This window comes from Caballeronia sordidicola (assembly GCF_000729995.1).
GTDB classification, from domain to species: Bacteria; Pseudomonadota; Gammaproteobacteria; order Burkholderiales; family Burkholderiaceae; genus Caballeronia; species Caballeronia sordidicola_A.
The window spans coordinates 17869-43478 of the sequence record NZ_JNFG01000037.1; the positions used below are offsets into that span (position 1 = coordinate 17869).

The window sequence follows — 25610 nt, forward strand, 5'->3', positions numbered from 1 at the left end:
ATCTGAAGGAAACCTAAATGAACTCTCCCGAATCCAGTCTTCTTGTATCGAGCGACATCCTGATCGGCGGCGAATGGCGCCCGGGTCGCGGCGCGGTTTATGCAAGCCTGTACCCGGCCGACCAGTCGATCAACGCCGAGATCAGTGCTGCCAATGCCGACGACGCCCGCGAGGCCGTCGAAGCGGCCGATGCGGCGTGGCGCAAGTCGAACTGGGCGGGGTTGAAACCGCATCAGCGCGCGGCCGTGCTGCATCGGATTGCCGATCTGATTACCGCACGCCATGAAGCGCTCGCGCAACTGCAACGCCGCGACAACGGCAAGCCGATCACCGAGACGCGCGGGCTGGTCACGAGCGCGGCCAACACGTTCCGTTACTTCGCTGCGTGCGTCGAGACGCTTGAAGAGTCACTCACGCCTTCGCGCGGTGACTTCATGACGATGAGCGTGCATGAACCGCTCGGCGTGGTAGCGGCGATCACGCCGTGGAATTCACCCATCGCTTCCGATGCGCAAAAACTTGCACCGGCCTTGGCCGCCGGCAACGCAGTCGTTTTGAAGCCCGCCGAGGTGACGCCACTGGCTTCGCTGGCGCTTGCGCGTATATGCGAGGAGGCCGGCGTGCCGAAGGGCGTGCTGAGCGTTCTGCCGGGCAAGGGGTCGATTGTCGGCGACGCGCTGGTACGCCATCCGCTGGTCAAAAAGATTTCGTTCACCGGCGGTACGGAAGTGGGGCGCGGGATCGCGCGATTGGCAGCGGACAAGCTGATGCCTGTATCGCTGGAACTGGGCGGCAAGTCGCCGACCATCGTTTTCGCCGATGCTGATATCGACCACGCGGTGAATGGCGTGCTGTACGGCATCTTCAGCTCATCGGGCGAGTCGTGCATCGCGGGTTCGCGCCTGTTTGTACAGCGCTCGATCTACGACACGTTCGTCGCGCGCCTGGTGCAGGGCGCGAAACGCCTGCGCGTGGGTGACCCGTCGCGCGAGGACACGCAGATGGGACCGCTCATCACCGGACAGCATCGCGACTCGGTTGAGCGCTATGTGGCGCTCGGACTGCAAGAGGGCGGCAAGCTGTTATGCGGCGGTGAACGTCCCAAAGGCGATAACCGCGAACAAGGTTTCTTCTACTCGCCCACGATCCTCGATGGCCTGACCAACGAGGCGCGTATCTGCCAGGAAGAAATTTTCGGACCGGTCCTCGTCGTGCTGCCTTTCGACGATGAACAGTCTCTCATGCGCGAAGCCAACGACAGCGTCTTCGGGCTCGCCGCCGGCATCTGGACAAACGACTACAAGCGCGCCTGGCGAGTGGGCCGCGCGCTGGAAACCGGCACCGTCTGGATCAATACGTACAAGCAATTTTCGATTTCGACGCCATTCGGCGGCTGGAAGGACAGCGGCATGGGACGCGAAAAAGGCCATCTCGGCATTCGCGAATACATGCAGCAGAAGAGCCTTTACTGGGGCATGAACGACGCTCCGCTGCCGTGGGCCAACTAGGAAAACGAGTCATGACTATTCTCGGCATTGAACAGGTTACCTACGGCGTGACCGACCTCGCAACCTGCAGGACCTTCTTCAGCGACTGGGGCCTGAAAGAAGTCGCGCACGACGAAACCCATGCGCGTTTCGAAGCGCAGAACGGCTGCACGATCATGGTCGTCGATGCGAACGATCCATCGCTCCCGCCCGCTTTCGAACCGGGTCCGACGTTGCGCGAAGTGACATGGGGTGTCGCGACCGCCGCAGAACTCGACGCTTTGCGCGGGAAGTTCGCCGGTCAGCCGGGTCACTTCGAAACCGGCGATGCGGTAGGTTGCATCGACCCGAACGGCATGGCGATTCGCGTTGAAGTCACGCGCAAGCACACGCTCGATATCAAGGGATCGCCCTCGAACGTGTGGGGTCAGGATCTGCGCATCAATACGCCAAGTCCCGTGTATGAACGCGCCGAACCCATCGAAGTGGGCCATGTCGTGTTCTTCACGAATTGCGTGGCCGAACAGGAAAAGTTCTATCACGACCTGCTTGGCTTCGAGACGTCGGATCGCTATCCGGGGCGTGGCGCGTTCATGCGTTGTGCGCCGCACGGCGGTCATCACGACCTGTTCCTGCTGCAACTGCCCGACGGCAAACGCGGCCTGAATCACGTCGCGTTCACCGTGCGCGATATCCATGAAGTTTTCGGCGGCGGCCTGCACGTCAGCCGCTGCGGCTGGACGACGCAACTTGGCCCCGGCAGGCATCCGGTGTCGTCGGCGTACTTCTGGTACTTCCAGAATCCGGCGGGCGGCTTGATCGAGTACTACGCCGACGAAGACGTGCTCACACCCGACTGGCAACCGCGCGATTTCGAACCCGGTCCGACGGTGTTCGCGGAATGGGCCGTCGATGGCGGTCTCGATGGCAACACGCGCCGGCAGAAGAACGCGAAGGCGCCGGAGGGGAAGTTCATGACGGAGCGCAAAAATGGCTGACGATCTGATATTGGGCGAACCGCATACGGTCGTGGTGATCGGCGGCGGACAGGCAGCGGGATGGATCGTCAAGACGCTGCGCAAGGACGGTTTCGCGGGGCGGCTTGTGATGATCGCCGACGAGATTCACTTGCCGTACGAGCGCCCGCCGCTCTCGAAGGCGGTGCTTTCCGGCGATGCCGATATCGACACGGTTCGGCTGGTTTCATCGGATGACTTCGCGGCGCTGAACGTGGAAGCATGGCAGCCGGATTGCGCCGTGGCAATCGATCGCGAACCGCGGCTCGTGCGTACATCCGAGGGCCGGGAGGTGCGGTATGACCGGCTGGTGATTGCGACCGGCGGTGCCGCGCGGCGCTTGCCCGAATCGCTGGTGAAGACATCGCACATTGCCTATCTGCGTACGCTCGATGACGCCGTGTCGCTCGGCGCGAGACTGCGCAAGAGTGCGCGCGTGCTTGTGATCGGCGGCGGCTGGATCGGCCTCGAGGTGGCGGCGACGGCGCGCAAGCTTGGCGTGGACGCAACTGTCATTGAAGGCGCACCGCGCTTGTGTGGCCGCTCGTTGCCCCAAACGATGTCCGATTTCCTGCTGGATTTGCATCGCTCAAATGGGGTCGATGTAAGGCTCGCCGCATCGCTTATCTCGCTGGACGATCACGAGCAAGGCGTGCGCGCCACGTTCGCGGACGGCAGCACGCTCGATGCCGATTTCGCAGTCGCCGGGATTGGCCTGACGCCGCACACGTCACTCGCACAAGAGGCGGGGCTCGATGTGAACGACGGCATTGTGGTCGATGAATTCGGGGCGACATCGGACCCGTTCATTTTCGCTTGCGGCGATGTCTCGAACCACCCTAACGCGTGGCTCAAGCGTCGCGTCAGGCTCGAATCATGGGCTAACGCGCAAAACCAGGCGATAGCAACGGCACGCGCGCTGATGGGCACACGCGAGCCCTACGCGGAAATTCCATGGTTCTGGTCCGATCAATACGACGTGAACCTGCAGATCCTCGGCGACATTCCCGCCGGCATCGAACCGGTGATACGTGGCGACCTGAACGCACGCCGCGCGAGTCTTTTCTTTCTGGAAGCGGGCGTCATTCGCGGCGTGATTTCGATCAACATGCCGCGCGACCTGAAGCTCGCGCGCAAGTGGATGAGCCAGGGTCGGACGATTGACGTCGCGACCCTGGCCGATACGGCCAAAGCGCTCGCTTAACACCATGGACGCCATACGAGGACGAGGTACAGACATGAGAACGTTTGGCAATACGCTTGAAGGTACTTCAGGCAATACGATTGCAGCGCAGGGCGGGGCGAGCGCCTCGGCGGCGCTTACCGCCGGTTCGATCATCGCGCGGATCGAGCGTCTGCCGACCAACCCGATGCAGGTGCGTGCGCGCTTCCTGATTGGCGCGGCGACTTTCTTCGATGGCTTCGACGTCATCACCATCGCGACCACGCTGCCGTTGCTGATCCAGAAATGGGGTCTCACGCCCGGACAGATCGCATTCCTGATTGCTTCGGGTTCAATCGGCCAGTTGATTGGTGCGTTCCTCTTTCCGGCGCTGGCCGAACGTTTCGGTCGGGTGCGCTCGATTGCTTGGAGCTCCGGGATCATCGGTGTCACGAGCATTGCCTGCGGATTCGCACCGACGTTTGCCGTTTTTGTCGCGCTGCGGATTGCGCAAGGACTGGGGCTGGGTGGCGAATTGCCGGTCGCGGCAACCTATATCAACGAGATCACGCGGGCACACGGGCGGGGACGTTTCGTGTTGCTCTATGAAATCGTGTTCCCAATCGGGCTGCTGGCATCGAATGCACTGGGTGCCTGGATCGTGCCGCGTTTTGGCTGGGAGGTGATGTATATCATTGGCGGAGTGCCATTGCTCCTGTTCTTCGCGCTACGCAGAATTGTTCCGGAATCGCCGCGCTGGCTGGCATCGAAAGACCGCATGCACGACGCCGACCACGCGCTGAAAGCGTTCGAAGCCACGGTCAAGGGTGCGTTGCCGCCACTGTCCGCCACGACCGAGTTTGACGCAATGGCGCATCGTCACCCCAAGCGTCGTGCGCGTGATGTCTTCGGGGCTGCTTATATCAAGCGTACGATCGCGGTCGCGTTGCTGTGGATGACCTGCGGCGTGATTCAGTATGGCCTGTCGACCTGGCTGCCGACGATCTACAAGACCGTCTATCACTCGCCGCTGCAACTGGCGTTGAATCTGGCCGTGGCGGCGTCGCTCCTTGGTGTGGTGGGGTCGGTGATCTGTGCGCTGATAGTGGATAAGGTGGGGCGCAAGCCGGTCATCAATGTGTCATTCGTGTTGTGCGCGGTTTCACTGGTGCTGGCTGCTGTGTTTCACAACGAGTCGGTGTACGTGGTTGCGACATGCTGCGCGTTTGCGATCGGCTTCATGTCGTGTGGATTCATCACGGCGTACGTGTATACGCCCGAACTGTATCCAACCAGCATCCGAGCGTTCGGTTGCGGTGTAGCCGGCGCGTGGTTAAAGCTGGCGGCCATCTTCGCCCCCGCGATGGTCGGCAAAACGCTCGTTGGCGGTCATCTCGACACGGCTTTGTACCTGCTCGCCATCGTGCCGATGCTGGCAGCGATAGCGGTTCATTTCCTGGGCGTGGAGACGAAAGGGCGCGTGCTGGAACAACTTGAAGTATGAGTCCGTGAATCTGCGGGTCGTCCGTTAAGCCGGACTGTTGACGCCGGCTCCCTTAGTCGATCCACATTTACGACCAACGGTACGATTTGTACCCATTGATGATGTGCTTCCAGGTCACGGCGGGGCTAAGGCATGCAAAAAGACGACAGGCGGTTAAAATGTCGTCATGCGCCGAAGACCTTGGCAGACGTGAACGCCTCGCAGCCTGCGAATCACACACTATCGACTCTTCGTGCAGCCTATAAACGTTACACATCGCGCTACGCATCGATACTGGACACTCATCTCATGAATCAAGCCGCGGTCGTCAAACCAGCCGTTTCCGAAACGGGCGATCCCTTTCTCCTGACGCCTGGACCGTTGACCACCTCGCGGTCCGTCAAGGCATCGATGATGCACGACTGGGGCTCGCGCGACGCGAGTTTTGTTGCGATCAACAAGGCGGTGCTCGCGCGACTTGCCGAGATCGCGGACGGCAAGGGCGAGGGCGACTATGTGACAGTGCCCATGCAAGGTTCCGGCACCTTTGCCGTCGAAGCCATGCTGACCAGTTTCGTGCCACCGACTGGTAAGGTCTTGTTGCTCATCAACGGTGCTTATGGTCAGCGCGCGAAACGCATTCTCGACATCGCCCGCCGCAAGACCGTCACCCATGAAACCGCCGAAGATGCGCCGCCGGACCTGAAAAGGGTCGAGACAATACTGAAGCGCACGCCCTCGATCACGCATATTTTCGTGGTCCATTGCGAGACGACCTCGGGCATTCTCAATCCGATCGCCGAGATCGGCGCGCTCGCGGCCAAGTACAAAAAGAGCTATCTCATCGATTCAATGAGCGCCTTCGGCGCACTGCCTATCGATGCGCCCGCGATTCATGCAGACGCGGTGTCGGCTTCGTCGAACAAGTGCATCGAGGGCGTGCCGGGGCTTGGCTTCGTCGTGTGCCGGCGTGACGCCCTGGCCGCGACCAAAGGCAACGCCACCACGCTGGTTCTCGACCTCTTCGACCAGTGGGCGAATTTCGAAAAGACCGGGCAGTACCGGTTCACGCCGCCTACCCATGTGATCGTGGCGTTTCACCAAGCGCTCAAGGAATTCGATGCGGAAGGGGGCGTGGGTGGGCGAGGGGGGCGGTATAGGAACAACTGTCGCGTGCTGGTCGACGGCATGAAGGCGCTCGGCTTTGAACTCTTGTTGAAGGCTGATTTGCAGGCGCCGATCATCGTGACCTTCCGGATGCCCACCCATCCGGGCTTTGTCTTCGAGCGTTTCTACGATGGCCTGAAAACTCGCGGTTACGTGATCTATCCCGGCAAGCTGACGATCGCGGAATCGTTTCGTATCGGCTGCATCGGCCGGCTTTACGAAAAGGAGATGCACGGTTTGATCGCCGCGGTGCGCGACGTGCTGGATGAAATGGGTGTGAATAGCTTGACGGCCGCGGCTACTGCGTAGAGACGAGGCTTGGCAGCGTAAAGGATAGGCTGATGCGCTTTGCCGGGTGAGATGCTCGGCATAAGCGCATTTGAGTTCGATCGTGCGGTTACCTCGGATTCAGCCGGGCGGACGGAGGACCAAAATTCCACTGGTCATTGCACCTTTGCAGCCGCCTGGGAAATGCGCTCCCGCACCACACCGATCGCCTGCTTGAGGGCATAAACGTCCTGAAAGTAACGCTGAGGCATCCTGATCTGGCTGGCATTCGCATCGATGCTCTCGATTTCCTCGCGCCATTGCGCAATCTGGTCCGCGGTTGGTTGCGGGCTTCTCCATATCTCGTCTTCCAGCGATTTAATCTCCCGATACCAGACCACGAGCCGGTTTTTAATCCGCGTCTGCGCCATGCGCGGCAAAGCCTGCAGCAAACCTATCAGCAAGGCCATGAAGGGCAGCAGGATCAGCAGGCGCCTTTCGATAAAGCTGGCCAGCCAGAACGGAAGGTATCGCTGCAGGAAGGGACGGCCGGATTTGAAGTAGCGCGTGCTTTCATCGGAGATGGGAAATTCATCGGTGTTCAGGTTGGGAAATTCGCCACGTGGCGTGAAGTAATCCTCGCCGCCGTGCACGGTTTTGGCGGCCTCCAGCAGCAGGTAAGCGAGAGCAGGGTGTAGGGTGTCCTTGGATACAAGCAAAGCCGTTGCGGCGAGCAGAGTGACATCGGTCTGCGGAAGATCATTGACGATGCTGGTCGACGCACGTGGAAAAATGATCTTGGAGAGCGACGGGAATTTTTGCACCAGGGCATCGGCCTGGGCGAAACTCATCAGCTTCAGATTGCTGTTCAGTAACGTCTGCTGCATGGAGGCATCGGGCCTGCCGATAAAAAAAGCCGCATCCAGTGTGCCATTTTCGAGGTCTTGATACGCCTTGGCTGCGTCCATTTCCAGCAGCGTGGTGTTGTCGCCGGTGACGCCGCTATACGAGAGCAATACCTGGGCAACGTTCAGCAAGCCGCTGCCGGGAACGCCGATGGCAATCCTTTTGCCACGTAGCTCTGCGAGCCGGTTGACGATCGTATCGCCACGATAAAACACCCAGATAGGTTCATATGAAACGGCCGCGATCGTCTGCAGGTCATCGGTCTCTTTCGGGCGGGTGGTGCCTGACTGGATAAAGCCCACTTCGTATTCGCTGTCAGGATCCTGCAAGCGCTTGTAGTTTTCGACCGAGCCCGAAGAACTGCGGATATCAAGCGTAATGCCGTCGCGTTTCAGGAGGGGGGCATACCGATCCGCAAAGCCGCGATAGATCCCATTGTCCGCGCCGGTCGTCATGACGATTGTGCGCTGGATGGCGGGCTTCAGTACGGCTGCCAATGCCCAGCCCAAAGCCGCGATCAGGAGGATTGCGCCAATGACGAGAAACCGCTTCCGCCCCGGGGTCATGGGGGCTTTCTGACTACGATGAAGCGCTGGGTTGTGCCTGGGCATTGCTTGGCCTTTTCGTCAGGTCTCACGCGCGGGCAGGGCCCGGAGTACGCGGTTATGCCCGGAGCATCCGGATTTCGCCCCTCCAGCAGCGGAAAAACTCGGATGATGCGGCCGTTTGAGCACCTTGTCCAGATTTCGCATTAAAGCTAGCCCCTTGTCGAGCCATTCTATCGTTTTCAAAATCTGCCATAACTGCTCGCAACACGAGCCCTGGTACTTCTGCATGACCTTGCCGGCGACCGCGTCCAGGACCGGACATTGTGCTGAGGTGGTTTCGCCGGCCTGCAGTATTGGTAGGATTGCCAATCAAGGGAGATACCTGCTCGTGTGAGTTCCTCCGCTATTTGTCATGGGGAGGGTGCTGAGCGAACCCCATGGCGGGACAGGTGTCCATTTTCAACGTGAGCACGCCTGCTTGCGGCTGCCACCTCTCGGCGTCAATGAGATCGCGATGCGGCCGCTTACTCGCCTGAGTTGCCGCCAGTCGTCGATTTGCAGTTGATAGAGGACGAGGCGAGTACGGTTCTGATCCCGCTCGCGCGGCCACCGGGATCGTTTGGGATCGCGCGGACCGGGAAGCCTGATGCTACTGACGTCAGCGCCAGTGCCAGAGCGCCGGCCTTTGCTGAACGGCGGTTATGGGCATAGCCCTATTTAGCGGCTTTTAGCGTCAATTGAATTCGAATAACGATACGCATGCAAAACCGCGGATCAAACCGCCAATTCGTTTCAAATAATGCAACGATCATCAGCCCGTTGCCGACTTGGCCCGCATGAAGCGTTTGCAAGCGCCCGATCCACTGGGGGCGCCTCCCTGTTTGAAGCTAGGCCGCACTCACGTCCAGGCAATTAACCCTTGGTCTGATACAGGCAACATTAGCTATGTGTTTAATTTGTCTGTCGAAACGGATAATGCCGGCCGTTGGGTATATGCAAGGAATTTCTTTACGGAAACAAACACAGCGTCTAAGCTTTTGTTGAGAATTCGTTACCCGTCGGCATTAGGCCGGCGTCTCCGGATCATTAGATTTGCGGATCGTAAAAGGTTTATTAACGCGCCGTTGCAGGTATCAGGCGCTTGTCGCCTGGTGATTTCCAGCAAACTTGTCGCAAAAGATAAATAAAAACCCGCTCGAGGATCCCGTAGAACAGGAATCTACGGTGCTCTCGCTGCGATGTCGCACGATGCTTGTTCGGCAAGTGCATGCTCAGACAAAGGCCCTCGCGAACCCGGATCGTTCGAAATCCGGCGCGCCTGGGTTCCAGCATGCCTGCTCGAACTTCTGAGGGAGCACGGCGTCATGACTATGTTCTCTGCTGCTGCAGCAGCCGTATTAATCGTACTGCTTATTTTCATTCAACTCAGACGTTTGCAAACGTTGGGGCCAACGGTCGGGTCCCCTGTCGACGCCGATTCATCAACGCAGAGGTATAACAACTACGCCTTCGCAGCGTCTGAAGAAGCTCCGGGTAGGGAGCGGACGGCAGAAGTCCTTCAGGACCAGACAAGCATTCGCAGCAGTGCTGGTTTCCGTCCGCCAAGACTATCCGCTCGCCGCGCCGTCCACACGCATCTGGCGATGCTGTCCAGGGGGCGCTTTCGTCGAACGTCCTTAGATAACGAGTCGCAACCGTGTCACGTCAAATTGCGCGTGGACGCCGTCGGTGGATCATGGGATGGCGCGCTGAAACTGCGGCACGATGAACGATTCGGCGCCACGCTTGATCTATTGCCGCTAGCCACCCTGATTGCTGATCCGCAGGGAAAAATTCTCTTTGCCAGCGCGGCAGCGGAGAAACTCTTTGGTTATCCCCGGGGAGAGTTGACTGGCGTGACAGCCGGCGACCTGGTTCCTGGTTTGCAACTCAACGCCGGTGGCGCGGATTCCGCCTGCCTCGATTCAGCGCTTGGCGAGAGGGAGTCGGACAGGCGCCGGGACCTGGTGGGGAGGCGCAGGGATGGCCAGGAGTTTCCGGCGGAAGTCTTATTAAATCCCGTTTCGTGGGAAATCGAGACCTGTACGCTCACCATTGTGATCGATCGCACGGAGCGATACGAGTTGCTGCGCAATCGCCAACAGCTTGCCCATTTGACCCGTGTCTCCACCCTTGGAGAGCTTGCCGGATCGCTCGCCCACGAGTTGAATCAGCCGCTCACCGCCATATTGAGTAACGCACAGGCGGCGCAACGCTTTTTGGCGACTGAGCCAGTCGACTTGGCGGAGGTGCGAGAGATCTTGCATGACCTGGTCGACGACACCCACCGCGCAAGCGAAGTGATCAGGAAGATTCGAGCCCTCGTCAAAAAAGGTGACATCGAGGCCGCGCCTCTGAGTGTTGCGAGCGTAATCAGGGATGTGACCTTGCTCGTGCATAGCGATGCTATCGTGCGTGGAATCCGCATGCGTGTGACGGTTACCCCCGAGTTGCCGCCCGTGCACGGGGACAAGGTTCAATTGCAACAAGTCGTGCTGAATTTATTGCTGAACGCATTCGACGCATTGGAATCCTGCCCGGCGCTCGATCGTGAGGTCGCCATTGCGGTCACCCTTGAAGCGGGCGACATACGTGTGGCGGTACGGGACACCGGTACGGGTCTACCCGGCAACAAGTTCGACAAACTGTTCCTGCCGTTCTTCACCTCCAAGCGAGACGGACTTGGCCTTGGACTTTCAATTAGCCGGTCGATCGTCGAGATGCACGGAGGATCCATCTGGGCGCAAAACAACGAGGATCGCGGCGCCACTTTTTATTTCACGCTACCCACGTTACCCACGGAATCCAGCGCATGGCGAGGTACTCGTCGGAGGCAGCCATGAGCGAGACGACATCCACTGTATTCGTGGTGGACGACGACCCCGCGGTATGCCGGGCGTTGACGCGCCTGATCCGCTCCGCGGGATACTGCGTCGAGGCTTTCGGTTCCGCACATGAGTTCCTCGAGTGTTGTCCTGACATTCAGGGCTGCGCTTGCCTGGTACTGGATGTCGGACTGCCTGATATCAATGGTCTCGACTTGCAGAACGAATTGAACTCCACGAAGAGACCATTGCCCATCATCTTCATTACCGGCGACGGTGATATTGCGATGACAGTCAGAGCGATGAAGGCGGGTGCAACAGATTTCCTGGCCAAACCCGTGAACGACTCTGACCTCCTGCCCGCCATAGCGAACGCGCTGCGAGTCTCTTCGCAAGCCCTTTCGAGCCGCATCGAGCTGGACGGTATTCACGGCCGGATGGCGCGGCTGACGCCGAGGGAGCGGGAAGTGTTGGCACTGCTCGTTGAAGGCCGGCCTAACAAGCAATCCGCGTGTGAACTGGGCATCGCCGAAAAAACTATCAAAGTCCACCGGGCCCGCGTGATGGAAAAGATGGAAGCTCACTCGCTTGTCGACCTGGTGCGAGTCATCGATAAAGTCTGCACCCGTCCTGCACCCGTCTTGCACCGGGACAGTCAGCCGCGCGCTGAATGACTGGTGTCGCCAGGCACCGCGCATGTTCCCCTGCCGATATTGGACCAAGGTCCCATATCCGGATCCTTCAGATTGTCATAGTCTTGTTTCAGCGTCGAACCATGTCTGGTACTGAGGTGCCTGTATTAGGGATATTCGCCATGAGCCAAGTCAAGCCGTTCGTCGCAGTGGTGGATGACGATGAATCGGTGAGCCGAGCCATCAAGCGGCTATTACGTTCTACCGGCTTCGCAGCGGACACGTTCAAGACGGGCAACGACTTTCTGGACATGTTCGATTCGATACCGTCATACCGTCCAGCCTGCATCGTGCTTGACGTACAGATGCCTGGCCTGAACGGGCTGGAGGTCCAGCAGCGACTGGCGGGCAGCGGTATTCCGATCATTTTCATCACGGCACATGATGACGCGGGCGTTCGCGAACAAGCCCTGGCGGTGGGCGCCGCAGGTTACCTTCGCAAGCCATTCAACGACGAAATTCTTATCCAGGCTGTGCGTTCCGCGATCGATCCGGCTCCTGGGCCCTGAGGGTCGACACTCCCGCCTGTAACGAAGGTATTGGACCAAGGTCCAATTGTTTTAGAGGAACATGGGTTGCATTATTAAAACGGAATCCTAATTAAGCCCCAGGGCGGACGCCGGCGTTACTTCGTGAGCCATTTCCAATGAAGCACGCTTCATGCGGCGAAAAGCAGTGAACCGGTTGAGTTGCTCATTTGATAAAAGGGTGCCGAGCCATGCGACGAATGCAGCAAGTATCAGTTGGTCTGGTGCTATGGGCGCTGACGTTCGCCGTCGCCGCGCAGCAGCCCATCATCTATCCGGCCAGAGGGCAGAGTGCGCAGAAGCAAAACTCCGACACCGCTGATTGCCAGTTATGGGCGAAGCAGACAACAGGCGTTGATCCGGTCGTGATAGCGCAGCAGGGAGCGAACCAGCCGGCGGCGCCACCGCATCAAGGCGGCATGCTCAGGGGAGCGGCCGGCGGCGCTGCGCTGGGTGCGATGGGAGGCGCAATCGGAGGCGACGCAGGCAAGGGTGCGGCAATCGGGGCGGTGGTCGGCACGGCTGCAGGAGGGCTTCGTCAGCGCCGAAGGAACGAGGCGGCTGCCGGTCAGCAACAAGCGAACAATCAACAGGCCTCGCAGCAGATGGCGACTTTCAGCCGGGCGGTGGCCGCATGCATGACGGGCCGGGGATACACCGTTCAGTAGAGTCGACGAGCGCAGCCAGCGGAGAGGCAAGCATGATGACCAGACTAAGGCGAACAGCGTTGGCGAGCGTGTTGACAAGCGTATTGGCAGGCGCGTCAGCGGCGTTGCTCTGCTCGGCGACAGCGGCATTCGGCGCGGACTTCGACGGCAGCAAGCGGCTGATCTGCGCGACGGTGGACGCGCACGCTTGCGACCCGGGCGAAACCTGTCTTCGCGGGTTGCCGGACGACATTGGCGTGCCGCGTTTCATGCGTATCGATTTCGCTGCAAAGACGATCGCGGGACCTATACGCACGACCCAGATCCGATTTTTCGATAACAGCGCGGATCAGATCCTGATGCAGGGCACGGAGCTCGGCTATGCGTGGACCGTTGTCATCGACAAGAGCGACGGCACGCTGTCAATGACGCTGGTTAATCGTGACGACACATACACGGTGTTTGGTTATTGCACACCGCCGTAGCCGGCTGCGCGTCCGGTCTTGCTCATGGTGTGTTCCACGAGTCCGAGTTCCCAATGGGAGACTCACATGGTGACGTCAGCTTCACGGATCAAGATGGGTGATCACCGGTGCGCATGCGCCTGCTCCTGGTTGCACCGTCTGTTTGCCGGCGCCGTGCTGGCGGTGCTCGCCGCTTGCAGCAAGCCTGCGGCTGAGCTCCCGCGTCAGGCGATTGATGTAACGGTCATGACAGTCGCCGCGCGCGATACGCCGGTCGACTTCGAATTTACCGCCCAGACGCAAAGTTCGCGCGAGGTCGAGATTCGCGCGCGCGTCGACGGTTTCCTGGACAAACGGGTCTATACAGAAGGGCAACGGGTGCATGCCGGCCAGACGCTCTTCCTGATGGACCCCAAGCCGTTCGAAGCGGTGCTCCAGTCGGCCAAGGGCCAGCTCGCGCAGCAGCAGGCCCGGCTGACGGTTGCGAAAGCCAATCTTGCCCGCGTGGTTCCGCTCGTCGCACAGAACGCGTTGAGCCAGAAGGAACGTGACGACGCGATCGGCAGCGAAAAGGAGGCTGAGGCCGCTGTAATCGCCGCGAAAGGCCAGGTCCAGACTTCCGAGCTCAACCTGAGTTACACGACGATCAAGTCCCCGCTTACGGGCTTGTCGAGTTTCGCCCGGCAGCAGGATGGCAGCTACGTAACAGCGGCCGCAACAGGCTTGCTTACCACCGTATACCAGCTTGATCCGATGTGGGTGAACTTCAGCATTTCCGAGAATGAGCTACTGGCCTATCGCGACCAGATCGGGAAAAACCAATTGCGGTTTCCCGCGCACGACGACTTTGAGGTCACCGTCATCCTTGCGGACGGCACGGTGTTTCCATCCCGCGGCCGCATCAATTTCGCCAATCCCGCGTTCAGCACGCAAACGGGCACCTTTCTCGTGCGGGCTTCATTTGCAAACCCTCAAGGCAGATTGCTCCCTGGGCAATTCGTGCGCGCACGGGTATCGGGGGCAGTGCGTCCCGACGCGATCCTGATTCCGCAGCGCGCGGTGCTGCAGGGATCGAAGAGCCATTTCGTGTGGGTGGTCGATAACGACTCCAAAGGCCATCAACGCGTAGTTGAAACCGGCTCATGGCACGGCGACGACTGGTTCATCACCGACGGCCTGAAGGCAGGCGAACGAATAGTTGTAGATGGCGCCATTCGTGTGGTCGCCGACACGCCCTTGAAGATTTCCCAGGCACCGCCTCCAACGCCGAGCGCCGCCAATGACAATGAGCCGCAGGGCGACCCACAGGCACTGGCGCAGCGTCAGCCCGATCACACCGCGACGAACTGACCGGCGGCCGAAATGAACATTTCCCGCTTCTGCATCGATCGGCCGATTTTTGCATCGGTCATTTCGATCGTCATCACGCTAGGCGGTGCGTTGGCCATGTTCAATCTGCCAATCGCGCAGTACCCTGACATCACCCCGCCCCAGATCACCATCTCCGCCGGTTACCCCGGCGCGACCGCCGACGTGGTCGCCAACAATGTAGCTGCGCCTATCGAGCAACAGGTCAACGGCGCGGACAACATGATCTACATGAACTCGTCGAGTTCATCGACGGGCAACTTCACGCTCAATGTCTTTTTCCAGATTGGCACCAACCCCGAGCTTGCACAGGTCGATGTGCAGAACCGGGTGAATCTGGCGCTGCCGCAATTGCCCCAGTCGGTGCAAGCGCAGGGTATCCAGGTGCAGAAGAAGTCCTCGGCGTTCATGATGGTCATCGCCATCTATTCGCCGACTGACCGCTACGATCCGACCTACATTGCCAACTACGCGAACATCTATGTGCTCGATGCGCTCAAGCGCGTGCCCGGGGCCAACCAGTCGAGTATCTTCGGCACACCTGACTATGCAATGCGCATCTGGCTCAAACCCGATCGCATGGCGCAACTCGGTGTTACAGCGAACGACGTGCAGAAGGCCGTGGCCAACCAGAACCAGCAGTTCGCGGTCGGCAGCATTGGCCAGTCGCCAACCGGCACCCCGGTCGAGCAATCATTTGCAGTGACGACTACCGGCCGGCTGAGCGATCCGGCCGAGTTCGAGAACATCATCATTCGCGCGGCGAGCAGTGACGCTGCGATCGTGCGTCTGAGGGACGTCGGCCGGGCCCAGCTCGGTCAAAAAGACTACTCGATCCGCAGCAAGTTTCAGGGCAAGCCGGCGACGATCATCGCGGTATACCAGCAACCGGGTGCGAATGCGCTCGACGTGTCCAAGCAGGTGCGGGCAACACTCGAGCAGATGAAAAAGTCCTTTCCTGAGGGCATGGATTACCGCATCGCGATGGATACGACTGAGTTCACGCGGGCGTCGATCTCCGATGTCGTTTACACGTTCTTCGAAGCGCTGGTGCTGGTCGTGATCGTGGTCTACGCATTCCTGCAAAGCTTCCGTGCCACCTTGATTCCGGTGATCGCCGTGCCGGTGTCGATTCTTGGAACCTTCATGGGCATGCTTGCCCTGGGCTTTTCAATCAACATGCTCACGCTGTTCGGCATGGTGCTGGCCATCGGGATTGTGGTGGACGATGCGATTGTCGTGGTCGAAAACGTCGAACGCAACATGAACGTCCACAAGCTGAGTCCAAAGGAAGCTGCCAAGCGGGCGATGGACGAAGTCTCCGGCCCTGTAGTGGCGATCGTGCTCGTGTTGTGCGCGGTGTTTGTGCCGGTGGCGTTTCTCGGCGGTATTACGGGGCAACTGTACAAGCAGTTTGCCATCACGATTGCAATCTCCGTGGTGCTCTCGGGTGTCGTCGCGCTGACGCTGTCGCCGGCGCTTGCAGCGTTGCTGCTGAAACCGGGACACCATGAAAAGAAGGGCTTTTTCAGATGGTTCGATAACGCGTTCGGGCGGATGACCGCCGGCTATACGCGCATGGTCAGGCTGGCCATCAAGCGTTTCGTGGTGGCCTTGTTGCTGTTCGCCGGGATGATCGTGCTTGCAGTCATCATGATGCGGTCGATCCCGACTTCGTTTCTCCCGCCGGAGGACCAGGGCTACCTGCTCGGCGCGGTGATCATGCCGGACGCGGCGAGTCTTGACCGCACGGGGGCGGTGTCGCAGCACGTCACCGATTATTTCATGAAGCAGGAGGCCGTGAGCAGCGTCACGGTGGTCGACGGGTACAGTCTGCTCGACAGTCAAAGCAAGAACAACGCGTCGACGTTTTTTATCGGCTTGAAGAGTTTCGACGAGCGGTACAAGTGGGCCAACATCAAGACCCAGAACGCACGCGCCGTCCTGATCGGTGCGTTTCAAAATCTCTCTGCGGTGAAAGAGGGGATCATCCTGCCAGTCAACCCGCCGTCGATTCCGGGACTTGGAACGACCGGGGGCACCGAAATGTGGATTCAGAGCAAGGGGGACGCAACCATCCCTCAACTTGCGGGTGTGGTCGATGACTTCATTGCGAAGGCGAAACAGCGGCCCGAACTCTCTCGCGTCACGTCGACGTTCAATGCGTCGTCTCAGCAACTGCTGGTCAACGTGGATCGTGACAGGGCGGAAACGCTGGGGGTTCCTATCGAAGAAGTGTATAGCGCGATGCAGACCATGTTTGGTTCGTTGTACGTATCGCAGTTCAACCGGTCGAGCCGGCTGTGGCAGGTGATCCTGCAAGCGGAGCCGTCGTATCGGCTCAAGCCTCAGGATCTCGACCAGATTTATGTGCGTGCCAGGACCGGCAGCATGGTCCCGCTCAAAGCGGTGGTGACCACCCAGTTTGCCACCGGTCCGGATCTCGTGACGCGCTTCAACAATTTTCCTGCAGTCAAGATTACGGCGAACCCGGCGGCAGGGTATAGCTCGGGACAGGTGCTCTCCGCGCTTGACGAGGTGGCGCATGAAGTGATGCCGGCGGGCTACGACGTCGGGTGGAGCGGCGAAGCTTACGAAGCAAAGCAGGCCGGCGGCACCTCCGGGCTCGTGTTCGTGTTTGGCCTGATCATGGTGTTCCTGATTCTCGCTGCGCAATACGAGAAGTGGAGCTTGCCGGTGGGCGTGTTGATGGCGGTGCCGTTCGCACTCTTTGGCGCGTTGCTCGCCATCCTGCTTCGAGGCCTCGAAAACGACGTCTACTTCCAGATCGGCTTGACGATGCTGGTCGCACTGGCCGCCAAGAACGCGATCCTGATCTTCGAATTTGCAGTGCTGAACCGCGAGTCCGGGGAGTCCGTCTACGACGCCGCGGTCACGGCGGCGACTGAGCGGCTGCGCCCGATCGTGATGACGTCCCTTGCATTCATCCTCGGTTGCGTGCCGCTTGCCATCGCCACCGGCGCGTCGGCGAACAGCCGGCATTCGATAGGCACCGGCGTCATTGGCGGGATGCTTGGCGCCACGGTGATCGCGGTGTTCTTCATTCCGATGTTTTTCTACGTGCTCGAAACGATGTCGGAGAGGAGTAGCGAAAAGAAGACCCCCGGCCCGACGGCGAGCCCGCCGGACCATGGCGCAGGCGCGCCGACCACTACGCCGTCTGCACAACGCGAGGACGACTGACATGCGTGCCTCCGCTCTCTCGCTGGTTGTCCTGCTCGCGCTCAGCGGCTGTTTGCTCGGACCTGACTATAAGCGGCCAGACGTCGATACACCGCCTGCATTCCGCTTCACCGAGTCGGATGCAAAAGAACTGGTCGACACAGCGTGGTGGGAACAGTTTCAGGATCCGGCGTTGAACGAGCTGATCGCCACCGCGCTCGCCGACAACAAGGACGTGAAGACCGCTGCAGCCCGCGTCGATCAATTTCTCGGGCAGTTCGTGACCACGCGCTCGCAATTGTTCCCGCAGGTGGCGGCCGGGTTCAACGCGCAACGGGAGCGTGTGCCGCTTGGCACGCAGTTGCCGGGCGCCGGCCCGGTCCTGGACCAGTACCAGGCGACACTCTCTGCGTCCTGGGAGATCGACTTCTTCGGCAAGCTGCGCAGGCAGACGGAAGCGGCCCGTGCGAACCTGCTCGCGAGCGAAGAAGGCCGGCGCGCAACGATCCTGACGCTGGTGGCCTCGGTGGCGTCGTCGTATGTGAACCTGCTGTCGCTCGATCGGCAGCTCGATATTGCGAAGTCAACGGTCGCAAGCCGTGCGGCGTCCGTCAATGTATTTCAATTGCGCTTTTCGGGCGGCGAAGTGTCGCAAATGGAACTGGCGCAAAGCCAGTCGGAATACCAGGCCTCGCTCGCGGCCATTCCGCAGATCGAGTTGCAGATCGCGCAACAGGAAGACGCGCTGTCAATCTTGCTTGGACACAACCCGCAGGTCATTGTGCGCGACCGCGAGCTGGACGATCTTGCGCTGCCCGCTGTTCCAGCCGGGCTGCCGTCTGAATTGCTTGAACGCCGTCCGGACCTACGCCAGGCGGAACAGGACCTGATTGCCGCGAACGCACTGATCGGCGCCGCGCGCGCGCTTTATTTCCCTTCGATCTCGCTGACCGGTTTGTTCGGTTCAGTGAGCGGACAGTTCTCTTCGCTCTTCACCGGACCGGCGCGCGTATGGTCCTACGCCGGCGCGGTGACGCTGCCGATCTTTACGGCAGGCAGTATCAGCGGTCAGGTAAAGCAAGCCGAAGCGCAGCAGCAACAAGCGCTGTTTCAATATCAGAAGGCCATCCAGGTCGCGTTCCAGCAAGTCGCCGACGCGCTCGTGTCGCTGCAGAAAACACGTGAGCAGCTCGTGGTCCAGGGCAATCAGGTCGATGCGTTACGCACCTATGCACGCCTCGCGCGGCTGCGCTTCGAAGGGGGCTATACGAGCTACATCGAAGTACTCGATGCCGAACGCAGTCTCTTCAACGCTCAACTGAGCTACACGCAGACACAAGGCGCGGTGTTCACGTCGACCGTCAGCCTCTACCAGGCCATGGGCGGTGGCTGGGTCACCGACGCCGAGCGCATGACCGCGACGACCTACGACGGGACCACGGCCATGGCGAACCCGGCATCGGCCGCGACGCAAGCCGGTAAGGCCGCGCCATGAATGCCGCACGCCTGATCGCGTGTCACGAATGCGACCTGCTGCAGCGCGAGACGGTGCTGACTGGCGGTGCAACCGCGCGCTGCCGGCGCTGCGGTGCGACGCTGTATCGAAGCTCGCCCGCAAGCGTAGACCAGGCACTCGCGTTCACGCTCGCGGCAATCGTGTTGTTCGCAGTGGCCAATTCCTTCCCGGTCGTCGGGCTCTCGGTGAACGGCACGCTCGTCGAGACCACGATGTTCGGGGCGGCTCGCGTGCTCTACAACGATGGCGTCTGGCCGCTCGCCGGCCTCGTTTTCGTCACGACGTTGCTGATGCCGCTGTTAGACATGGCGGCGGTGACGTATGTGCTTTTGCCACTGCGCTCAGGACACATTCCGCGCCGGCCCGATATCGTGTTGCGCGTGCTGCATCGCGTGACGCCGTGGGGCATGATCGAAGTGCTGATCCTCGGGATGCTGGTCGCGCTCGTCAAGCTCGCGCATATCGCAAGCGTGGTCCCGGGTATTGCGTTGTGGGCGTTCGGCGCGGTGATGCTGCTGCTTGCCGCCGCCGCGTCGACGTTCGATCCTCACGATATCTGGGCGCGCATCGACCACGCCCGAAGCGTCCAGTTTACGGGTTCCGCCGAAGAGGGGAAGATCAGCCCCTCGACTCCGACGGCCGCACGTGCGGGCCTGTTTGTCTGCCACGATTGCGGCCTGTTGTCGAAGCCGGCGGCGCATGTTCATGAAGGACGCTGCCCGCGCTGCGGCGCAGGTCTGCATTTCAGGAAGCCCGGCAGCCTTGCACGCACCTGGGCGTTCGTCAGTGCCGCAGTGATCCTCTACATTCCCGCCAACCTGCTGCCCGTGATGGACACGAGTTCGCTGTTCGGCGCGCAAACGGACACGATCATGAGCGGCGTGGCCTATCTGTGGACGTCGGGCTCGTGGCCGCTCGCGATCATTGTTTTCATCGCGAGCATTGCCGTGCCCATGCTCAAGATCATCGCGCTCATTTTTCTCGTCCTGACGGCGCAACTCCGCTGGCGCTGGCTACCCGAAAGACGCACGCGCATCTATCGGCTGGTGGAACTGGTCGGCCGCTGGTCGATGCTCGATATCTACGTCATCACCATCCTGGTCGCTCTCGTGCAGTTCAACGCGCTCGCGACGATCAAGGCGGGACCGGGCGCTATCGCGTTCGGCGCGGTGGTCGTGCTGACCATGTTCGCCGCGATGTCGTTCGACCCGCGTCTCATCTGGGACGCCATGGAGCCTGAGCATGAGTAGGCCGCCCGATTTCCCCGAAGCGGTCGCTGCTCCCCGCTCGCGCTGGCGTGTGCAGCTTGTCTGGCTGGTGCCGCTGGTGGCGATATTGATCGGCGGCTGGCTCGCGGTGCAGTCGATCCTCGAGAAAGGTCCGACCATCACCATCAGCTTTGACAGCGGCGAAGGCCTGGAAGCGGGCAAGACCAAGATAAAATTCAAGAACGTGGATATCGGCGTGATCAAGAAGGTTGTCTTGTCGCCTGATCACAAACGCGTCATAGCCAGCGCCGACGTGAACCGCGACGCCACGAACATGCTGGTCGACGATACCCGCTTCTGGGTCGTGCGCCCGCGCATATCGGGTGGCACGGTGTCGGGTATTGGCACGCTGCTGTCAGGCTCGTTCATTGGCATGGACATCGGCACGAAGAGCGATAGCCGCCGCGATTTTGTCGGGCTGGAGTCGCCGCCTGTGTTTGCAGCCGGCGTACCCGGGCGGGAGTTCGTGCTCAAGAGCGAGAACATGGGTTCGCTTGATATTGGCTCGCCCGTGTTCTTCCGGCGGTTGCAGGTTGGACAGGTCACGTCCTACGCGCTCGATCCCGACGGCGCCGGCATGACACTGCATGTTTTCGTGAACGCACCCTACGACAAATACGTGTCGAACAACACCCGTTTCTGGCACGCGAGCGGCGTCGACGTGACGCTGGAAACGGCCGGTGTGAAGATCAACACCGAGTCGCTGGTGTCGATTTTGATCGGCGGCCTCGCATTCCAGGACCCGCCGGATGAGGTGGCCGATAAGACCGAAGCCGGCGCTCAGCACCAGTTCGCGCTTTTCAACGACCGCGGGGAGGCGATGAAGCGGCATGACAACATCGTGGACACCTATGTGCTGAATTTCAAGGAGTCGGTACGCGGGCTGACGGTCGGTGCGCCGATCGATTTCCGGGGCATCGTGGTCGGCGAAGTGGCGGCGATCTATACACGTTACGACCCGGTTAAGAAAGAATTCAGTATTCCTGTTGAGGTGAGAATTTACCCCGAGCGCTTCACGTCACGCTTTCAGTCCGGCGCGAACGGAGGGCGCGTTGAACCCGACCGGAAGGCGTTCACCGAATATCTTGTCGACCATGGATTCCGGGCTCAGTTGAAAACGGCGAGCCTCCTCACCGGCCAGCTCTTCGTCGCGGTGGATTTCTTCCCGGCGGCGGCGAAGGCCACGGTGGACTGGAGCAGGAGTCCGCCTGAATTGCCGACCGTTCCGGGCAACCTGCAAGGGCTGCAGGACTCGATTACCAGTCTCGTCGCGAAGCTGAACAAGATTCCGTTCGAAAGCATCGGCAACGACTTGCATCAGACCCTGTCCGAGGCAGACGGTCTGCTCAAAACACTGAACACGCAGGTCGCACCGGAGGCACGTGCAACGCTGGCCGCTGCGCACGACGCGCTTGTCTCGGCCAACAGCACGTTGCGACCTGACTCGGCGTTGGCGCAAAGCACCGCCGACACCATGCGTGAATTGTCGCGTACGGCGGCGTCGTTCCGCGCGCTCGCCGACTATCTCGAACGCCATCCTGAAGCGCTGCTTCGCGGCAAGACGGAGGACCAGAAGTGACGCGTACTCTCTTGATAGCAACCGTAGTGCTTGCGGCGGCAATGGCCGGCGGCTGCGCGAGTTCGCCCCAGGCGAGCTTCTATACGCTGAGCGCCGAGCATCCGCAGGAGCCGACCGGAGACGGGTCGGGGTTCCCCATTCCAACGTGGGTCATCGTGATGGGTGCGGTCACGGTACCGGAGATAGTCGATCGCCCGCAGTTCGTGCGGCGGGCGGACGTCAACCGGATCACGCTCGACGAGTTCTCCCGGTGGGCGGAGCCGCTCAAGACTCAGGTCCGGCGGGTGATCGCTGCAGACCTTGGGGTGCAATTCCCCAGTGCGCTTGTGTCCGCCTATCCGCAAGACATCGACACGGCGCCGACGTACGTCGTGTCGGTTGCTGTGGAGAGCTTCGAGTCGGCTCCCGAGGCGGCATCGGTCTCGATACTGTGGTCGGTGAAGCCGCCGAAGCAGGGCAAGCCGGTGAGCGGACGCACGGTGGTGAGTGAACCAACAGGCGCGCAGGGCAACGACGCGCTCGTGGCGGCGCACAGCAGGGCGCTGGCGAAGGTTAGCAATGCCATTGCCGCCGCGATCCGTTCGATACGCGGGCCGTGACGAAGGGATTGGGGCCCGGTCTGACAATGTACGTTGCAGGGCAGCGCGGACTTGCGAGCCAACCCGGCGGCGCGTTAGCCGCGCCCGGATAGCTTATTTTGTCGACGGCGGCTTGCTCGTAGACAACGCCAAACTTTCAGGCTGGTTCTCTTGCCGGCAACCGCGTGCAAAAAGCAAATCGATTGCCGGCGTCCAGGACGCGTGACTAGCGGAGCGCGTAACGCTCGAGCCAATGCGCATACGGCGCAGGCAGCGTCCACGAAGGACGTGCAATGCCGAGCTTTTTCGCGGCGTAGTACGCCCAATGAGGATCAGCCAGATTAGCGCGGCCGACCATCACGAGATCGAGCTGGCCTTCGCGGATTGCGTTATCGGCGAGCTCCGGTGTATCGATTCCCCAAGCCGATGCAACGGGCAGTTGCGCCTCACGCCGCACCCGGTGCGCAATCGGCGCGAGGAACGCAGGCGCCCACGGAATGTTGGCCGTCGGCGTGGAGAAACCGACGCTGACGCTGAGCATGTCCAGCCCCCCGCGCTTGAAATTTTTCGCCAGCTCGATAGACTCCGCGAGGGTCTCCTCATCGCGACCGTCGTATTCGATCACGCCAAAGCGAGCCGTCAGCGGCAGATGCTCGGGCCATACTTCGCGCACTGCAGCCAGCGTCTCAAGCATGAAACGGCTGCGGTTCTCGAGGCTTCCGCCATAGGCATCGTCGCGTTGATTCGAGTGCGTCGAGAAAAAGCTCTGACCGAGATAGCCGTGAGCGAAGTGCAGTTCCAGCCATTCAAAACCCGCATCGCGTGCTCGTTTGGCGGCATCGACGAAATCCTGGCGCACGCGGGCGATATCGTCGAGGGTCATCGCTTTGGGCACCTTGGGCAGGTTGGCCCCGAAGGCGATAGCCGAGGGCGCGATGGTTGCCCAGCCGCGCGGATCATCATCACCGATATGGTCGTCGCCTTCCCACGGCCGGTTGGCGCTGGCCTTGCGACCCGCGTGCGCGATCTGGATGCCCGGCACCGAGCCTGCTGCCTTGATCGATGCAACGACGGGCACGAACGCCTGCGCTTGCTCATCATTCCAGATGCCAGTGCAGCCCGGGGTTATGCGGCCTTCAGGCGACACTGCCGTCGCCTCGACGATCACCAGCCCGGCGCCACCGCGCGCGAGACCCGCCAGATGCACCCGGTGCCAGTCGTTGATCAGGCCGTCGACAGCGGAGTATTGGCACATCGGCGGGATCGCGATGCGGTTGCGCAAAGAGATGTCTTTGAGTTTGAAGGGTTCGAATAATGCGGGCATCGTGCAGGCTCCGTGAAATAATGCTAAATCGGTAGTTCGATATAACTCGAACAACCGATTATCACAGAAGCCGGTACCATCTGCAGTATGCGCATATTTAACCATCCTGACCCTGAGGGCTTTACCCTCACGCGGCTCTTCAACGCTTTGAGCGACCCGGTGCGTCTCGACATCGTGCGGCATTTGTCGCGTGTCACGGAGGCCACCTGCGGCGAGCTCGACGGCGGCCGCCCGAAATCAAGCATGTCCCATCATTTCCGCATCTTGCGCGAGGCGGGTCTCGTCCAGACCCGCGTGGCCGGCACGGTTCATCAGAACACGTTGCGACGTGCCGAACTCGATAGCAGGTTTCCGGGCCTCATGGACGCCATCCTCAAGCAGATTCCCTGAGGACCTCGCTGATCACATGCAGCGTTTCAAGGTGACGGAGCGCGACGTTGCGCACGAGTTCCCTCGCAGCGGCACCAATCGCGGCTGCGCTTGCAGATTGAAACCCATCACTTAAAAGGAATGATCGATGTCCCGACTGCTTCCCGACGCGCTGAGCGCGCTTGCTGTTGACTCGCTGCTTGCCGCGGGCGCGTTGCCCGAGACCGCGCAATCGACGGCCCGTGCGCTTGTTTATGCCGACCTGCGCGGGTTGTCGTCGCATGGCGTGTCCCGTCTGCCGATGTATTGTGCGCAACTCAGGAACGGCCGCGTCGATCCGTTGGCGCAGCCGCGCATCGTCTCGGATCGTGGTGCGGCCGTGCTGGTCGACGGCGCCGATGGACTCGCGTATCCCGCCTGCGATCTCGCGATAAACGCGCTGATCGAACGCGCGCGGCAGTTCGGCAGCGCGGTGGCGGGCGTGAGGCGCAGTCATCATTTCGGTGTCGGCGCGGCGCACCTGCAGGCGCTTGGCGCGGCGGGCATGGTCGGCCTCGCGTTCAGCAACTCGCCCGCGGCCATGCCCGCGTGGGGCGGTCGGCGCGCGCTCTTCGGCACCAATCCGATTGCTGCCGTCTTCCCGCGCCGTCACGCGGAGCCGCTGGTGATCGACTTGGCGCTCTCGGAGATCGCACGCGGCAAGATTGCCATCGCCGCGCGTGACGGCAAGCCGATTCCGGAAGGCTGGGCGACCACCCGCGACGGCCAGCCGACGACCGATGCCCGTGCCGCCCTCGACGGCATGATGCTGCCGTTCGGCGGGGCGAAGGGCGCCATGCTGGCGTTGGTAGTCGAGTTATTGGCAGCGGCGCTGACCGGCGCGAACTTCGGTTACGAAGCCGGTTCGTTCCTGACAGAGGAGGGTGAGCGTTCCCGTATCGGCCATTTATTCTGGGCGATCGATCCGGGCGCACTGGCCGGCGACGACACCTATCTCTCGCGTGTTGAAACGCTGATTGAAATGATGCTCATGGACGACGACGTCCGGCTTCCCGGCTATCGGAGAGAACGAATTGCCGAAGCTTCGGAACAGGAAGGGATTGATATTCCCGATACGTTGATCGCGCAATTGAAGGGAAGTTGAAATCATCAGCGTAGCGGATAGTTCCTCTCGCAAATAGCGATTTCCCTTGGC

The 25610-nt window shown here is 60.8% G+C and carries 20 protein-coding genes; 18 read left to right on the top strand and 2 right to left on the bottom strand.

Going from position 1 to position 25610, the window contains the following annotated elements:
* Window positions 1-17: 17 nt before the first annotated feature.
* From FH08_RS0128510 to FH08_RS0128530, 5 genes are all read left to right on the top strand, one after another.
* Window positions 18-1508, top strand: a complete 1491-nt coding sequence (locus FH08_RS0128510; RefSeq protein ID WP_031361617.1) for an aldehyde dehydrogenase — start codon at window positions 18-20, stop codon at window positions 1506-1508.
* An 11-nt stretch (window positions 1509-1519) separates the two neighbouring features.
* A complete protein-coding gene (locus FH08_RS0128515; protein ID WP_031361618.1) occupies window positions 1520-2485 on the top strand; it encodes a VOC family protein in 966 nt (321 codons plus the stop codon).
* Window positions 2478-3707: an NAD(P)/FAD-dependent oxidoreductase gene (locus FH08_RS0128520; RefSeq protein ID WP_031361619.1), complete on the top strand. Its 1230-nt coding sequence runs from the start codon at window positions 2478-2480 to the stop codon at window positions 3705-3707. The genes FH08_RS0128515 and FH08_RS0128520 overlap by 8 nt, the downstream gene beginning before the upstream one ends.
* 34 nt (window positions 3708-3741) lie before the next feature.
* Entirely contained in the window at window positions 3742-5169 is a 1428-nt protein-coding gene (locus tag FH08_RS0128525) for an MFS transporter (protein WP_051888609.1), read from the top strand.
* A gap of 288 nt (window positions 5170-5457) precedes the next feature.
* On the top strand, window positions 5458-6624 hold the full coding sequence (locus tag FH08_RS0128530) for a 2-aminoethylphosphonate--pyruvate transaminase (protein ID WP_031361621.1): 1167 nt from the start codon (window positions 5458-5460) through the stop codon (window positions 6622-6624).
* Window positions 6625-6758: 134 nt separating this feature from the next.
* Here the strand turns inward: FH08_RS0128530 and FH08_RS0128535 are convergent, their stop codons facing one another.
* A complete protein-coding gene (locus FH08_RS0128535) occupies window positions 6759-8054 on the bottom strand; it encodes a TAXI family TRAP transporter solute-binding subunit (protein ID WP_031361622.1) in 1296 nt (431 codons plus the stop codon).
* A 1697-nt stretch (window positions 8055-9751) separates the two neighbouring features.
* Here FH08_RS0128535 and FH08_RS0128545 point away from each other — a divergent pair.
* The 11 genes from FH08_RS0128545 (at window position 9752) to FH08_RS0128595 (ending at window position 22743) form a co-directional block, all read left to right on the top strand.
* Entirely contained in the window at window positions 9752-10918 is a 1167-nt protein-coding gene (locus FH08_RS0128545; RefSeq protein ID WP_235210524.1) for a PAS domain-containing sensor histidine kinase, read from the top strand.
* Window positions 10915-11574, top strand: coding sequence for a response regulator transcription factor (locus FH08_RS0128550; protein WP_035567336.1), 660 nt, complete (start codon window positions 10915-10917; stop codon window positions 11572-11574). The genes FH08_RS0128545 and FH08_RS0128550 overlap by 4 nt, the downstream gene beginning before the upstream one ends.
* A 140-nt stretch (window positions 11575-11714) precedes the next feature.
* Window positions 11715-12101 carry a response regulator gene (locus tag FH08_RS0128555; protein WP_031361625.1) on the top strand — a complete coding sequence of 129 codons (387 nt, stop codon included), beginning with the start codon at window positions 11715-11717 and terminating at the stop codon, window positions 12099-12101.
* 209 nt (window positions 12102-12310) lie between these two features.
* Complete coding sequence (locus tag FH08_RS0128560; protein WP_031361626.1) at window positions 12311-12787, top strand: YMGG-like glycine zipper-containing protein; 477 nt, start codon at window positions 12311-12313, stop codon at window positions 12785-12787.
* 32 nt (window positions 12788-12819) lie between these two features.
* Window positions 12820-13251: a hypothetical protein gene (locus FH08_RS0128565; protein WP_031361627.1), complete on the top strand. Its 432-nt coding sequence runs from the start codon at window positions 12820-12822 to the stop codon at window positions 13249-13251.
* Between the two features lie 93 nt (window positions 13252-13344).
* Window positions 13345-14580: an efflux RND transporter periplasmic adaptor subunit gene (locus FH08_RS0128570; RefSeq protein WP_235210528.1), complete on the top strand. Its 1236-nt coding sequence runs from the start codon at window positions 13345-13347 to the stop codon at window positions 14578-14580.
* Window positions 14581-14592: 12 nt separating this feature from the next.
* Entirely contained in the window at window positions 14593-17802 is a 3210-nt protein-coding gene (locus FH08_RS0128575) for an efflux RND transporter permease subunit (RefSeq protein WP_031361629.1), read from the top strand.
* Between the two features lies 1 nt (window position 17803).
* Entirely contained in the window at window positions 17804-19276 is a 1473-nt protein-coding gene (locus FH08_RS0128580) for an efflux transporter outer membrane subunit (protein ID WP_035567326.1), read from the top strand.
* On the top strand, window positions 19273-20547 hold the full coding sequence (locus tag FH08_RS0128585) for a paraquat-inducible protein A (protein ID WP_031361631.1): 1275 nt from the start codon (window positions 19273-19275) through the stop codon (window positions 20545-20547). The genes FH08_RS0128580 and FH08_RS0128585 overlap by 4 nt, the downstream gene beginning before the upstream one ends.
* Window positions 20540-22144 (top strand): intermembrane transport protein PqiB, encoded by a 1605-nt coding sequence (locus tag FH08_RS0128590; RefSeq protein WP_031361632.1) that lies wholly within the window; start codon window positions 20540-20542, stop codon window positions 22142-22144. The genes FH08_RS0128585 and FH08_RS0128590 overlap by 8 nt, the downstream gene beginning before the upstream one ends.
* A complete protein-coding gene (locus FH08_RS0128595; RefSeq protein WP_235210525.1) occupies window positions 22141-22743 on the top strand; it encodes a PqiC family protein in 603 nt (200 codons plus the stop codon). Before FH08_RS0128590 ends, FH08_RS0128595 begins: the two co-directional genes overlap by 4 nt.
* Before the next feature lie 205 nt (window positions 22744-22948).
* Here FH08_RS0128595 and FH08_RS0128600 read toward each other — a convergent pair whose 3' ends face one another.
* The gene (locus FH08_RS0128600) at window positions 22949-24046 is read right to left on the bottom strand and encodes an NADH:flavin oxidoreductase/NADH oxidase (RefSeq protein ID WP_031361634.1); all 1098 of its coding nucleotides are present in this window, start codon (window positions 24044-24046) and stop codon (window positions 22949-22951) included.
* Between the two features lie 87 nt (window positions 24047-24133).
* On the opposite strand from FH08_RS0128600, the gene FH08_RS0128605 reads away from it, so the two are divergent.
* Entirely contained in the window at window positions 24134-24436 is a 303-nt protein-coding gene (locus tag FH08_RS0128605; RefSeq protein WP_031361635.1) for an ArsR/SmtB family transcription factor, read from the top strand.
* 127 nt (window positions 24437-24563) lie between these two features.
* Window positions 24564-25559: an Ldh family oxidoreductase gene (locus tag FH08_RS0128610; protein ID WP_031361636.1), complete on the top strand. Its 996-nt coding sequence runs from the start codon at window positions 24564-24566 to the stop codon at window positions 25557-25559.
* The last annotated feature ends 51 nt before the right edge of the window (window positions 25560-25610 follow it).

What these genes read in the sequence shown, in the direction of transcription:
- FH08_RS0128600 (WP_031361634.1), bottom strand. Translation starts at nt 24,046, where the DNA reads ATGCCCGCATTATTCGAACCCTTCAAACTCAAAGACATCTCTTTGCGC.
- FH08_RS0128580 (WP_035567326.1), top strand. Translation starts at nt 17,804, where the DNA reads ATGCGTGCCTCCGCTCTCTCGCTGGTTGTCCTGCTCGCGCTCAGCGGC.
- FH08_RS0128555 (WP_031361625.1), top strand. Translation starts at nt 11,715, where the DNA reads ATGAGCCAAGTCAAGCCGTTCGTCGCAGTGGTGGATGACGATGAATCG.
- FH08_RS0128570 (WP_235210528.1), top strand. Translation starts at nt 13,345, where the DNA reads ATGGGTGATCACCGGTGCGCATGCGCCTGCTCCTGGTTGCACCGTCTG.
- FH08_RS0128550 (WP_035567336.1), top strand. Translation starts at nt 10,915, where the DNA reads ATGAGCGAGACGACATCCACTGTATTCGTGGTGGACGACGACCCCGCG.
- FH08_RS0128510 (WP_031361617.1), top strand. Translation starts at nt 18, where the DNA reads ATGAACTCTCCCGAATCCAGTCTTCTTGTATCGAGCGACATCCTGATC.
- FH08_RS0128605 (WP_031361635.1), top strand. Translation starts at nt 24,134, where the DNA reads ATGCGCATATTTAACCATCCTGACCCTGAGGGCTTTACCCTCACGCGG.
- FH08_RS0128610 (WP_031361636.1), top strand. Translation starts at nt 24,564, where the DNA reads ATGTCCCGACTGCTTCCCGACGCGCTGAGCGCGCTTGCTGTTGACTCG.
- FH08_RS0128565 (WP_031361627.1), top strand. Translation starts at nt 12,820, where the DNA reads ATGATGACCAGACTAAGGCGAACAGCGTTGGCGAGCGTGTTGACAAGC.
- FH08_RS0128585 (WP_031361631.1), top strand. Translation starts at nt 19,273, where the DNA reads ATGAATGCCGCACGCCTGATCGCGTGTCACGAATGCGACCTGCTGCAG.
- FH08_RS0128520 (WP_031361619.1), top strand. Translation starts at nt 2,478, where the DNA reads ATGGCTGACGATCTGATATTGGGCGAACCGCATACGGTCGTGGTGATC.
- FH08_RS0128525 (WP_051888609.1), top strand. Translation starts at nt 3,742, where the DNA reads ATGAGAACGTTTGGCAATACGCTTGAAGGTACTTCAGGCAATACGATT.
- FH08_RS0128560 (WP_031361626.1), top strand. Translation starts at nt 12,311, where the DNA reads ATGCGACGAATGCAGCAAGTATCAGTTGGTCTGGTGCTATGGGCGCTG.
- FH08_RS0128590 (WP_031361632.1), top strand. Translation starts at nt 20,540, where the DNA reads ATGAGTAGGCCGCCCGATTTCCCCGAAGCGGTCGCTGCTCCCCGCTCG.
- FH08_RS0128530 (WP_031361621.1), top strand. Translation starts at nt 5,458, where the DNA reads ATGAATCAAGCCGCGGTCGTCAAACCAGCCGTTTCCGAAACGGGCGAT.
- FH08_RS0128575 (WP_031361629.1), top strand. Translation starts at nt 14,593, where the DNA reads ATGAACATTTCCCGCTTCTGCATCGATCGGCCGATTTTTGCATCGGTC.
- FH08_RS0128515 (WP_031361618.1), top strand. Translation starts at nt 1,520, where the DNA reads ATGACTATTCTCGGCATTGAACAGGTTACCTACGGCGTGACCGACCTC.
- FH08_RS0128535 (WP_031361622.1), bottom strand. Translation starts at nt 8,054, where the DNA reads ATGACCCCGGGGCGGAAGCGGTTTCTCGTCATTGGCGCAATCCTCCTG.